The 12,962-nt window shown below is 47.9% G+C and carries 10 protein-coding genes; 5 read left to right on the top strand and 5 right to left on the bottom strand.

Going from position 1 to position 12,962, the window contains the following annotated elements:
• The first annotated feature begins 30 nt into the window (after positions 1 to 30).
• The 3 genes from WH46_RS21370 (at position 31) to WH46_RS21360 (ending at position 6,057) form a co-directional block, all read left to right on the top strand.
• On the top strand, positions 31 to 849 hold the full coding sequence (locus WH46_RS21370) for a carbohydrate ABC transporter permease (protein ID WP_046228315.1): 819 nt from the start codon (positions 31 to 33) through the stop codon (positions 847 to 849).
• Positions 850 to 969: 120 nt separating this feature from the next.
• Positions 970 to 3,870 carry an alpha-L-rhamnosidase gene (locus WH46_RS21365; protein WP_046228279.1) on the top strand — a complete coding sequence of 967 codons (2,901 nt, stop codon included), beginning with the start codon at positions 970 to 972 and terminating at the stop codon, positions 3,868 to 3,870.
• A 363-nt stretch (positions 3,871 to 4,233) separates the two neighbouring features.
• Positions 4,234 to 6,057: a sensor domain-containing diguanylate cyclase gene (locus tag WH46_RS21360; protein WP_046228278.1), complete on the top strand. Its 1,824-nt coding sequence runs from the start codon at positions 4,234 to 4,236 to the stop codon at positions 6,055 to 6,057.
• Between the two features lie 94 nt (positions 6,058 to 6,151).
• Here WH46_RS21360 and WH46_RS21355 read toward each other — a convergent pair whose 3' ends face one another.
• The 5 genes from WH46_RS21355 to WH46_RS21335 all read right to left on the bottom strand — a co-directional run bounded on the left by WH46_RS21355 (position 6,152) and on the right by WH46_RS21335 (position 11,273).
• Positions 6,152 to 6,832 carry a Na-translocating system protein MpsC family protein gene (locus WH46_RS21355; protein ID WP_046228277.1) on the bottom strand — a complete coding sequence of 227 codons (681 nt, stop codon included), beginning with the start codon at positions 6,830 to 6,832 and terminating at the stop codon, positions 6,152 to 6,154.
• 264 nt (positions 6,833 to 7,096) lie between these two features.
• Positions 7,097 to 8,590 (bottom strand): pectate lyase family protein, encoded by a 1,494-nt coding sequence (locus WH46_RS21350; protein ID WP_046228276.1) that lies wholly within the window; start codon positions 8,588 to 8,590, stop codon positions 7,097 to 7,099.
• Positions 8,591 to 9,003: 413 nt separating this feature from the next.
• Positions 9,004 to 9,444 (bottom strand): YtxH domain-containing protein, encoded by a 441-nt coding sequence (locus tag WH46_RS21345; RefSeq protein ID WP_046228275.1) that lies wholly within the window; start codon positions 9,442 to 9,444, stop codon positions 9,004 to 9,006.
• A 151-nt stretch (positions 9,445 to 9,595) separates the two neighbouring features.
• Positions 9,596 to 9,940, bottom strand: a complete 345-nt coding sequence (locus WH46_RS21340) for a hypothetical protein (protein ID WP_046228274.1) — start codon at positions 9,938 to 9,940, stop codon at positions 9,596 to 9,598.
• A 133-nt stretch (positions 9,941 to 10,073) separates the two neighbouring features.
• Positions 10,074 to 11,273 (bottom strand): M20 metallopeptidase family protein, encoded by a 1,200-nt coding sequence (locus WH46_RS21335; RefSeq protein ID WP_017815644.1) that lies wholly within the window; start codon positions 11,271 to 11,273, stop codon positions 10,074 to 10,076.
• 164 nt (positions 11,274 to 11,437) lie between these two features.
• Here WH46_RS21335 and WH46_RS21330 point away from each other — a divergent pair, with 164 nt between their 5' ends.
• Together WH46_RS21330 and WH46_RS21325 are read left to right on the top strand one after the other, a co-directional pair.
• Positions 11,438 to 11,830, top strand: coding sequence for a hypothetical protein (locus WH46_RS21330; protein WP_046228273.1), 393 nt, complete (start codon positions 11,438 to 11,440; stop codon positions 11,828 to 11,830).
• Between the two features lie 149 nt (positions 11,831 to 11,979).
• Positions 11,980 to 12,852, top strand: coding sequence for a class I SAM-dependent methyltransferase (locus tag WH46_RS21325; RefSeq protein WP_046228272.1), 873 nt, complete (start codon positions 11,980 to 11,982; stop codon positions 12,850 to 12,852).
• Positions 12,853 to 12,962: the final 110 nt, after the last annotated feature.

Raw genomic sequence — 12,962 nt, 5'->3', positions numbered from 1 at the left:
CAATCCGGTTCTACTCCGCTTGGGCGCAGGATGGGCCGATTGGGACTGGAGCTGCTGGGCATACTGTTCACGATTATCGTCTTCTGGATTCCCTTTTATTTCATTATCGTCAATGCTCTAAAGAGCACGCAGGAATCAGCTGATCTAAGCCTTGCGCTGCCATCGACCTATCATCTGTGGGAGAACATCATGACCGTTGTGCAGGCAAGGAATTATATGCTGCTGCGGGCATTCTGGAACAGCAGTGTACTGACGATTGTCTCGGTACTGGCTCTTGTAATATTGTGCGGCATGGCTGGTTATGTGATGCAGCGGCGTAGGGATCGACTCACTCCGACGCTGGATCTGTTGATTCTGGTCGGGCTGATTATTCCGCCTGCTATTGTACCGACGATCTGGGTGCTGGATGGCATGGGTTTGTTCAAGACAATGCCCGGTCTGATTCTCGTCGAAGTGGCGCTGAATTTCCCATTCTGTGTGCTGCTGTACAAGGGATTCATGGCAGCGATTCCGCGTGAGATTGATGAAGCAGCGGTGATTGATGGCTGCGGTGGCTTCCGGCTCTTTTTTAATATTATTCTGCCGCTGCTGCAGCCGGTATCCGCGACCGTGATCGTACTGTGTGCAGTGACCATTTTTAATGATTTTGCCAATCCGCTATATTTTCTGCCGGGATCGGCCAATGTCACCGTACAGACGACGCTCTACAATTTCAAAAGCCAGTACGTCACCCAGTGGAATCTGTTGTTCACCAATATTCTGCTGATTACGATCCCGCCGCTGCTGCTGTTTTTATTTTTTAATAAGCGAATTGTAGCAGGGATGACTGCCGGTTCTGTCAAAGGGTAAGGCAGGCAGAAATTCCGCCAGTATAGACACTATTATCATAAAATCATGACGCTACCGGAACACCAGGCTTGACCAGAATCAGCTTCAATCAACGAAGTCTGCCAAAGGAGAGATTGGGTTATGGAAACGATAAAAATCATCGAAGTACAGTGCGAATATCGGAATCATCTGCTCGGTACGGATCTGCTGCATCCCCGATTCAGCTGGAAAATGGAATCGACAGAGCGTAATACCCGGCAGTCAGCATATCAGCTGCAAGTAACAAAGCGCGAGGATCAGTCATTCGAGTCTCCTCTATGGGATACCGGTCGTATGGAGACAGACCAGTCAATTCAGCTGCCATATGCAGGATCAGAACTAACACCATGTACGTCTTATCTGTTCCGTGTCAGAGTCTGGGATCAAAGCGGCAATGAATCGGACTGGAGTGCTGCAGGACAGCTGGAGACAGGATTGCAGCGTCCGGATGCATGGCAGGCCCACTGGATAACACCAGACACACAGCAGATCGACAGGGAGTCAGATCCTATATTCCAGCTGCGCCGCAGCTTTGAAATAAAGGGTGAGATTGCTTCTGCACGCATCTATGCGACAGCGGCAGGTGTATATGAGCTGTATCTGAATGGACAGCCGGTATCCGAAGATGTACTGGCGCCAGGTTGGACAAGCTATCATCACCGGATGCAGTATCAGACCTATGATGTGACTTCGCTCATACAGCCCGGAGCCAATGCGGTTGGAGCATGGCTAGGAGATGGATGGTACCGGGGCAAGTTGGGCTTTGACGACAAGCAATATACGTATGGAGAACACCGTGCTCTGCTGATGCAGATGCTCATACGCTATACCGATGGTACCGAGGAATGGATATTGACCGATTCCAGCTGGAGAGCATCGATAGGTCCGATTCCATACAGCAATATTTATCATGGAGAGACCTATGATGCCCGATTGGAGCAAAGCGGCTGGAGCAGCCCGGACTTTGACGATCATAGCTGGCATGGCGTAGAGACCGTGCAGCTCTCTTGTGAGCCGCTCATCTCCCAAGAGAACTGGCCAACCCGGGTAACAGAGACTATTCAGCCTGTACAGTACATCGTAACTCCAGCTGGGGAACATGTGCTGGATATGGGGCAGAATATGGTCGGTCGTATCCGCATGACTCTAGGCGGAGCCGCTGCCGGGACGACGATTACGATCCGTCATGCTGAAGTGCTGGACAAGGACGGCAATATTTATTATGGCAATCTGCGCCCGGCTCGTCAGACCGTTACTTATATCGCCGGCGGCGCTGAGCAAGAGGAATATGCTCCCCATTTCAGCTTTATGGGCTTCCGGTATATTCAGGTGAGCGGTTATCCCGGGCAGGAGACAGAGGGACTGCCTCTGGATGCATTTGTCGGAGAAGTACTGCATTCGGATATGCCTTCTACTGGTGAATTTGAATGCTCGGATGAGCGGGTAAACCAGCTGCAGCGCAATATTAGCTGGGGACAGCGCGGTAACTTCCTCGATGTGCCAACAGACTGCCCACAGCGGGATGAACGACTGGGCTGGACAGGCGATGCACAGGTATTTATCTCGACTGCACTGTTCAATTACCAGGGAGCTCCATTTTTCACCAAGTGGCTGCATGATGTACAGGCAGAGCAACATGAAGATGGTGGTATTCCGTTTGTCGTCCCTGATATTGTCGGCGGCGCCAATTCGGCAGCATGGGGAGATGCGGCAGTAATCTGCCCATGGACGTTCTACCAGTACTATGGAGATCGTCAGCTGCTGGCAGAGCAGTATGACAGTATGAAAAAGTGGGTGGATTACATCCATTCCCAGGGAGAAGAGGAATTTCTCTGGAATACCGGTTTTCATTTTGGAGACTGGCTGGCACTGGATGCCAGCGAAGGAAGTTATATTGGAGCGACACCTACCGCACTGATCGCTACAGCGTATTATGCTTACTCTTCGCGGCTGGTTGCTGAAGCGGCTCAGATTCTGGGCAAACAGCAGGAAGCGGAGCAATATCGTCGTCTGCATGAGGATGTAGTCCAAATGTTCCGCGCCGAGTTTGTCACTACGCGTGGACGAATCGCTGCACCGACACAGACTGCGCATGTACTGGCATTGATGTTCGATCTGGTCGAGCCGGAGATGAAGCTACGCGTTGCCGCCGATCTGAATGATCTGATCGTCAGCAATGACTATCATCTGACTACCGGATTCGTCGGTACCCCGTATCTGTGTTTTGCCCTGTCGGATAACGGTTATCATCAGACAGCAGTCCGGTTGCTGCTGCAGGAATCATATCCCGGCTGGCTCTATTCGGTCTCGCAGGGAGCAACGACAATCTGGGAGCACTGGGACAGTCTCAAGCCGGACGGCTCCTTCTGGAGCGATGATATGAATTCCTTTAACCATTATTCTTACGGTGCAGTAGGAGACTGGATGTATCGCCGTATTGCCGGTCTGGACAAGCAGCCGGAGCAACCAGCCTACCAGCGCATACGAATCGAGCCGCTGTTTGGCACCCGTCAGCTGACGCATGCCCGTGCTGCTCATGAATCCATGTATGGTCGCATCGAATCCGGCTGGAAGATGGAAGAAGGGCGTATGATGGTGCAGGTTACGGTGCCGGTCAATACGACTGCCGATATTCTGCTGCATGGCGCACAGATGGAGCAGCTGTCGGAAAGTGGTCGTTCCGTGCATGAAATGGATGGTGTGATCACGGTAGATACGGAGGACGATGCAGTCCATATCACTGTCGGCTCGGGACAATATACGTTCAGCTATCCGGCTGATCAGCTGTTCCAGACGTCGTATACCCCGAATACCCGGCTCTCCGAGCTGCTGATGGACGAGCAGGCTGTGGATGTACTGAATCGTCATGCTCCCCAGCTGGTACAAGGTTCCCTGTCCAGTATGGTCAGTACATCCTCGCTTCAGCAGATTGCGGATAATCAGATGACCCGGATTCCACAGGAGAAAATGCAGCAGATTGTCGCCGAACTGCAGCTCCTCTAGCTCCCATTTCCATACCTTAATAGTTAGCCTTTATCCACTCTGCAAAAAAAGCCGAACCTGTACAGGTTTGGCTTTTTTTTGCTGGGTCTATTTTGCAGATTCCATCTGTCTTAAACTTCCTGATAGCATGGTATTTACGTCTTCCTCATGTCAGAATTTGGCGGATTAGTGCTCAAGTATGGTTTTTGTGAATATACCCGATCAATTTCGGATATTTCTATAAAGTAATGGCACTCTATAGCAGATAATAAAATAGAATATTTAACCAATTACACCAAAATCGGACTGCATAGAGTTCACCAATGAAACTGAGCGGAGCCTGCGAATGCGGCAAAGAGCTGCAATCAGGTGAGGAGACGACAAATGAGAAAATCCTTCATCAAAATTTTACGGGAAGAAAACTTTGTAGGCGCGGGCGTTGTCAAAACGAACCTCTGGTCTATCATGGTTTTTTTACTGGTTGTGGTGGTTGGATTATTTTATATGAATGAGTCTGTTCGTAGTGATTATGGGCAGGTCAAGCAAGCAGCCGATTTACAGATCAGGCTGCTCTCTCTGGAAAATTCACTAATTGATCAGGAGACCGGTCAGCGCGGCTATTTGCTTACCCGGGATACCTCCTTTTTGGAACCTTTTGATCGCGGTAATATGGAATATCAGGCGATTGCTAATGATTTAATGGAGCGTCTGGAGAGTTATCCGGAGTATCAGGGTAAGATGCAGCAATTAACGGATGCCGGTATCAAATGGAAGATTAATTACGGAGACAAACAGGTGCACGAAACAATGTCCGGCCACCAGGTTACCAGCGAAGAGTTAAGAGCCGGGAAACAGCAGTTTGATTCCTTTCGTGACCAGAAGGCAGTACTGAGCAAGGAGTTCGAACAGCTGCGTAATCAGCTGCGTGCTACAATGCTCCGGAATATTGTTATTACTCTAATCGGTATAGGTTCGGTATTCATGATATTTCAAGGGATTATGCTGTACTTTATCCAGCGGGGACTGCACCGGATCACTATTCCGATCGTGCAGCTGGACAAAGCGATGTCTTCTTATGCCAACGGCAGTATTTCTGCGGAAATGCCTGCTTATTCTTCGGCAAATGAAATTGGACGACTAATCCATACGTTCAAAGAAATGCGCCAGGAGATGCAAAAAGACCAGCGTCTGCTCGGTTATACGTATCAGATGATCAATACCCTGAATCAGGCCAAATCCGTGCAGCATGTCTATCAGGAGACGTTGATGGGCATCTGGAATGTAATCGAGTGTGAACGGATCTCGATCATTACCCAGAACGCCGATCGCAGCTTCACAATCAAGTCATCGATCTATAATGGCATTATTGATCATAAGGAAGTCGCTCTAGGTGGAGAGCAAAAAGATGTACATGAGCTGCTGGAAGGCGGCTTTTCCATGATTCATGAAGACTGGAATGTGTACCGGCCAACAGGTACTATAACGGATTATCTGCATGCACAGGGTATTCGATCCTCCATGCATATTATTCTGCGCAAAGAAGCGCGGGTAGTCGGCGTGCTCAATCTGATGTCATCGGAGCAGGATCACTTCTCCATCCAGCAGAAGAACCGCGTCGAAAAGCTGGCACCGATGATCGTAACCGCGATTGAAAATGCAAGAGAAACGGATAAAATCCAGCGTCTGGCTATGCGTGATGGATTGACCGGACTCTGGAATCGCAGACACTTTGACGAGTCGATGCAGCAGCTGATGGGTCGCGTTATTACTGCGGATGCAGAGCGTCATCTGCTGTCCCTAATCTTGCTTGATGTAGATCATTTCAAAAGCTTCAATGATAACTGGGGACATCAGGAGGGAGATCTGGTGCTCAAGCATCTGGGTCGTGTACTGAATGATTATTGTCGACCGGGTGATCTGACTGTACGTTACGGTGGCGAAGAATTTGCCGTATTGCTGCCCGATACTTCACTAAATGAAGCGCGTAGTGTAGCCGAACGCCTGCGGAAGCTAATCGAACTGGAATCGCCATCCCGTAAATATGCGGTTACAGCCAGCTTCGGCGTTGCCGAATGGGATGGTTATCAATCTGCGGAGCAGCTCATTCAAGCTGCAGATGAAGCATTATACCGGGCCAAGGATGAAGGACGCAACCGGGTATGCTGCTACAATGCAGAGTCTGCTGATCGGGCAACCGAAGCGGGCTGAGTGATCGCTACATGCATAAATAAAAATGTTCAAATAGCCAAATATCCCTGCCGACAATGGAGTCAGCAGGGATATTTGGCTATGGATTAGGATTCTATTTTTCGAGAATAAGCAGCAGCATACTAAAGTCCTGTTCAAAATCCCAATCCAGATAAGCAGTACGGAGAGGGCGGCCGAGCAGATCCAATATAGGTAGCTCTTCGAGAAAATGGCCCAGCTCCAATTCACGTTTGGATACACGAAGGGCGCTGTTGAATCCTTTTTGAATAATCTGCTTCTCCAGATTGATTAACAAGCCTTTGCGCAGTACAACCAGAATGTCGTTGGACAGCCAAAAGGAATTGACAGCCTCCGGAGCTTTTTGCACCGATTCGGTGATCTGGCTGACTTTGATATGCAGATCGGCTTTGCCTGTGTAGATATCTTCGTCAAATGTCTCGGTTAATGTCTCAAAAGTTACAGCGATTGCAGCAGTATTATATTCAAGCTTCCAATCGATGAATACATGAGATACATGATGACCAAACGTATATTCAATCTTTTTCTGCAGAGCGGGGAATACAAATTGACTGAGCAGAATATGGATATGGGTATAACGTTCATCTGGATCATCAGGCAGCCGTTCATCACCGGAATCGGTTAGTTCCTGAAGTAGAATCACTGCACTTTGCTGGTTGAAATGGATATGGATTCTCTCTGGCTGCTTGCCGAACTGACTCTGGCACAGCAGGTTAGCCTGTCTGAGAATCGGGTCCAGATGAAGTTGCTGTGACACAGTTAAATCCCCTTTGCATATATAGTTACAGTGTATTACCCATAAATAGCAAATTGTTAAGCAATTGGATATATCTCTATTTTCCAAACGCTGTTTTCAGGGGAATAACCGAAGCTAACCGTCACAACTACATGAAGATTCTGATTGCGAGGAGATACTGGAATTGTAATAAAGCCCCTGGCAGCGTATGCCGGGGCTTTATATGGATGGAAAGGTATGCGTTATTTATAGAATAAATTAATTTAATAGGGGAAGATTTCCGGATTAATATTTGGTTAACTGCCAGTTTTCTTTGGCCCAATGCAGCTTCCCGGAGCCTGCACCATCTGCGGCGAGCAGGCGGGTGATAAGTGTAGAGGGGTCATCCATTTGATACGTATAAGGCAGCGAACTGAATCCATTCCATGAGAAAGCTTTGGCTGGAGCAGGATAGGGAGCGAGCGGACTATCAGCACTATCGCTGTCTCCGCGGAATGTTTTGCCGCCATTTTCATAAATAGTATCTAGCGCACGAATTTTGCCGGTATAGCTCGCATCCGCCGGATCGGCCTGATTGTTGCGGATCGGAGAGGCGACGTCGATAATACGGGATTTTTCAAGCAGCAATGCGCCATCTTCCGTAGAAATCGCCCCATTACTAGTCACGGTAAAATGATAGCCTTTGGAAGTAATCGCTTTTTCCATCGCTGGCGTAATGCGTTTCTTGGCTGCGGCCAGACCGGCAGCATCCATCACAATGTTGTAGGCGTGAGCATTACCGCCGCGCAGACGAGGCATACGGTCCTGGATGTCCAGGTAATAATTATGATGAAGCGTTACTTCCAGATCGGCATTATCCGAGGCGAATTCGGTAGCTCCGACGAGATGGGTCTTTTTCTGGCCCGAAGAGATAGCGATAATATCAGCGGGTGACATACCAACCGCACTGCTGCGCAGATAATTGTACATCGGATAAGCGGATTTGTTCGCCTCCATGGCCTGAATCTGCTGAGTTACCCAGCTACCAGCACTGCCATCATCTCCGCGGAAATACGACCAGGAGATGGTCACACCGGAGCTGCCCTTTTTGACATCGACAATTCCGTCGTAAGCTTTGTTGAATGTACAGTGGTCGATCCACACTTTGGAGCTGGCTCCTTCGATCGTGAGATAGTCCCAGTCATTTTTGTCATAGTCTCCTTTGGAGGCTTCATCCCATTCCCATAGTTCATCGAACTCCAGATTACGGATAATCAGATTGGAGCTACGCTTGACACTAATGCCGGCATGTTTGATTTTGGAGCCGTTGGCAGAGAAAATAGTCAGTCCATCGAATCCATCTATGCTGAGTTTGCTAACCCCTGTTTTTTTCAGCACCGGATGTGTGAGTGGAGCATTATGAGCAGCAAAAGGAGAGGTCTGTGCCGCTGCTGGAAGCTCATTCCATCCAAGGTCCAGATCGTTCATGACCTCAATGGCTTTGACACCTGAATTTTTACGCAGCGCCTGTGCCAGATCGGTAGCGTTGTAGACTTTTTTGTAACGGCTGTCGGTCTCGGGAATGATGCCTCCGCCTACATTACCGGTAGAAAAGCCAGTCAGATTATAAGTGTTATAAGGTGCAGCTATTTCCATCGATGATAGGATAGCGCTTTCATAAGTGTTATTGGAAACGGATTCGGCAGCATAGGTCTGAGAAACAGATAATGGCAGAACGGTCAAAGCAAGCGCGCTGCTGAGAAGTACAGTCAATCCTTTATACAGTCTTCTTTTTGTCATTTCATCCTTCTCCTCTTTGGATACATATAGTGTTGGAGTACCAGACAGAATCGCTATGTAGAATGAGAAGCTCTATTTATTCCGGTACGCCATATGTACAAAATAACACTCGACAAAAGAAAGGAAAAAGAGGAAGTAAGAACTAATTCATAGACGTTAAATGACATATCATGCGTTTTGAAATCCTTTTTGGCATGAATGCTGTTGAATATCGTCAGATGGCATATATGTTTAACGAACGCATCGATATCAAATAATAGAAGGCGGAAAAAGACGCAGATCAATAGCTATAAATGATTATAAATCGCTTCAAGGAAATAGATATGGGCTTGACTGCCGGACAGCAAAAAAGGAAACACTCTCTGGTATGAGAATGTTCCCGATTGAGAATAACTTATTGAATATACCTACAATCAGAAGCCTACCGATGAAGGCGTTCTACCTTCTGGCAAAGCCTGTGAAGATGAAGACTGGGAAGATGTTGAAGATTGTGCAGAATGTGAAGAATCGTCAGAAGAACTTTCACTGGATTTGAATCCCTGTACTTCGGTCTTCAATTCGCCAGCGGATGTTTGCAGTACTTCTTTCCATTCCTTAACGACGCTGATCGCTTCCTGCACGACCGGTGTAATCTCGCGGATCATCTGGATAATTTCCTGACCACGGGTGGTAGCGAGCTGTGTTTTTTCTTTGGCTGTTACCGCAAAGTCGGAAGCGGAGGAAGCTGCACTCGCTGTGCCACTTTTGAGACTGTAACGCATATCTTCACCGGACTTCGGTGCCAGCAGCAACGCTGTTCCTGCACCTACCAATGCTCCTGTAATAATTCCAAATACCAGATTTTTCGTTTCCATATTAATCTCTCCGTTCGTTATAGTAATGTATGCTGAAAATAGTTCCTGTCTGGCTATCTACAGCATACTTACCCAATGAAACGGCATTCGCTTACATATCGGACTGTAGAATTCATAATTATTTATTGGTACAGCAGTTGAGTATGTATATCTATTCGTATTCGTAGAACGGTTTAATCTCCTGACCATTCAGCCAAAGCCAGGCTTGCTGACCAACTGAAGGGTAGATATCCTGGGGATGCCACCATGCTGTCAGAATCAATGTAGCGATTACCGTTAGCGACCAGAGGATAATCCCAGGGGTTTTGGGCATTAGACGCGTCAGTCCCAAACAGAAGAAAATAATAAAAAAGTTGGCTACAAGGGTCATCGGTATAGTGAATATTCTTTGCAGGCCTGTCATTGGAAAGAAATAAAGAAGAAGCATCAGCATAATGATTGTCGGTACAAAACCAGCGATAAACCAATACGCACTGCTTAAGGGAGTTTTATTCATTATAATCTCCTTTCTTTTCGAAATCAGTTGGAATAAAATCAAGCAGAAATAGAGTGACAGCCAAAATGTATCAAATTTTGGCTGTCACTCGTTTGAAATCAGGACATATCATACAGTCAGGCTTATTACCCGCTTAGCTGCTAACGGCCACACGCTTGGACAGCAGCTTCTCGGCGATAATACCGAGGAACACATAACCCGTGTTCAGCAATGCAGTCTCATCAATATCAAAACGTGGATGATGATGCGGGAATCCGGTATGTTCACTTTCATTTTGCGATCCTACATAGAAGAAGTTGCCCGGCTTGTGCTCCAGATAATAGGCAAAGTCCTCTGCGCCCATCGATGGCTCCGGAATATCGAACAGTGCTTCTTCACCAAGCGTGCGAATCACAATATCACGTACCTGATCCGCTTGTTCCGGTGGATTCACGACAGCAGGATAGCCGTGAATATAATCAATCGTATACGTAGCTCGTTCGGCGAGTGTGATACCGTGTACCATTGTGCGAATATCGTCTTCAATCTGCTTGCGCACTTCCGGATCAAAGGTACGTACGGTGCCTTCGATTTTGGCTTTGTCGGCAATAACATTAAATGCCGATCCTGCCTGGAATACTCCTACCGTAACAACCGCCGATTTGAGCGGATTTACATGGCGGGAGACAATATGCTGCAGCGAACTGACCACCTGGCTGCCGATAACGATAGAGTCGATGGTCTGATCGGGCTTGGCACCATGACCACCCTTACCCTGAATAACGATAGAGAATCCGTCAGCAGCTGCCATCGATGGTCCGGCAATAACGCCGATACGTCCCAGCGGCAGGTAGCTCGCGAGATGGGCTCCATATACCTCATCTACACCATCCAGCGCACCATCTTCAATCATTGCTTTGGCGCCGCCGGGAATCTGCTCCTCGGCATGCTGGAAAATAAACCGCACATTGCCTTCCAGCTGATCCTGATGCTGACTGATTACTTTGGCAACTCCAAGCAGGGCAGCGGTATGACCATCATGACCGCAGGCATGCATCACGCCGTCATTTTGCGAACGGTAGGGCACATCATTCTCTTCATGAATCGGCAGCGCATCAAAGTCCGCGCGAAACGCAATTGTCGGCCCCGGCTGTCCGCCCTGCAGATCGGCGAGAATACCCCCTTCACCGACACCAGTGCGCACCTGATAACCAAATCCTGTCAGTGTATCGGCGATAAACTGGGCGGTCTTTACTTCTTGAAAAGAAAGCTCTGGGTACTGGTGCATATGTCTGCGCCAGCTAACAATCTGTTCCTGCTCTGCCTGTAATTCCTGAATCCATTGTTTTTTCATGATGATTCCTCCTATTCTGTATATAGTCCATCCATTTAATGATAAAATAAATTCCATAATTTACAATAAAACATTCACTATAAATTATCACCCCTCATCTTATATGTCAAATTTGACAAAGGATAAGATAGAAGATCACTAACCTAGAAAAGGAGGGATGCTTTTTGGCAGAATGGATACCCTATGAGCGGAAGTTGGGACACCCGGCAGACTTTCGGGTGTGTTATCGATTTTATACTCAGGAGGAAGGGGGACGTCGTACGCTGCCCTATCAGGGATATCGTGCAGATTTTGCATATGCCGATGATGAGGGTGAACCGTTGACATTATATATGATTCATCCCGAATTCGAGGATGAACAAAGACAGGTTATTTGCAAAAACGGACCTGTCCCCGCCTGTGGCACGGCATTAATGTGGATTATTATTCCGGAACGGCGTCATGATATTCACAGGCACCGGATACATAAGGGCACCCGAGGATACATGATGGAAGGTCCTCATCGTACAGCCGAACTGGAAGTGATTGAGATTCTGGGATTGTTCACTAATCCGTAATATCAATTACATATCTGTATGAATCCAATGAGGTCACTTTACGGAATAAATATTGTATTCTCCTGACCTGTTAATAGGTTCCCCATGCTTTTGACTGGCTCGATCTTGTTGAATATTATCATAAAGCGATATAGGGAGAGGTGTATATAATGAACGCGCAAGAACAAGAACATATTTTGGACGAAATTATCAGCTGTATGGCTATTGCCCAGGAGAATCCGGAGTTGCAGCGTATCCAGACCCGACACCGGCTGCATCTGGTTGATTTCTGGGATATCCCTCCAGGCAGCAAAGTGCTGGAAATTGGCTGTGGACAGGGAGATACGACGGCGGTGCTCGCTCATCGTGTCGGGCGAGACGGGCTTGTCTACGGTATTGATATTGCGCCGCTTGATTATGGTAGTCCTGTCACCGTCGGCGACTCTGCCAAATTTCTGCTCCAATCCAAGCTTGGCTTTCAGACGCGGATGGAATACGGTGTGAACCTGCTGGCACCGGAGACTGATTTCCCTGCGGGCAGCTTCAGTCATGTGGTGCTCTCCCATGCTTCATGGTATCTGAATTCCAACGAAGAGCTGCTCCAGATTTTTACCAAAATACACAAATGGGGCGCCAAACTCTGTTTTGCCGAGTGGGATACACAGATCCGCAATATGCACCAGTTTCCCCATCTGCTCTCTGTATTGATCCAGGCCAAATACGAATGCTTTAAAGAAAGCAGTTCTGCCAATGTACGCACCCTGTTTACTCCCCAGGATATTCGCGATGCAGCAGCTGCCGCAGGCTGGATTATCCGCAGCGAGCAGACCATTGCCGCCAATGATCTGCAGGATGGACAGTGGGAGACCGAGACGGTGCTGCGGGATTATGGCAGAGAGCTCGATGAACTGGAACATCTGCCGGATAAGTTGAAGATGCTGATTCGTTCGGAAGTGCATCTGTTGGAGCAGTCTATACGTGGTCTCGATCATCTCGAATCCATGTCCGCTTACGCGATGACAGCTGAGGGTGTACAGGTCTGAATAACAATGAATGAACACAACAAAGCCTCTCTCCCGTTATGGAGAAAGGCTTTTTTTACTGCCATCTGGAAGGGGATTTTCGCCTATTTCCTATTTCTAATATTAATTAT

This window comes from Paenibacillus dauci (assembly GCF_000971985.1).
GTDB lineage: Bacteria > Bacillota > Bacilli > Paenibacillales > Paenibacillaceae > Saccharibacillus > Saccharibacillus dauci.
This window is presented reverse-complemented; position numbering and strand designations above follow the sequence as displayed.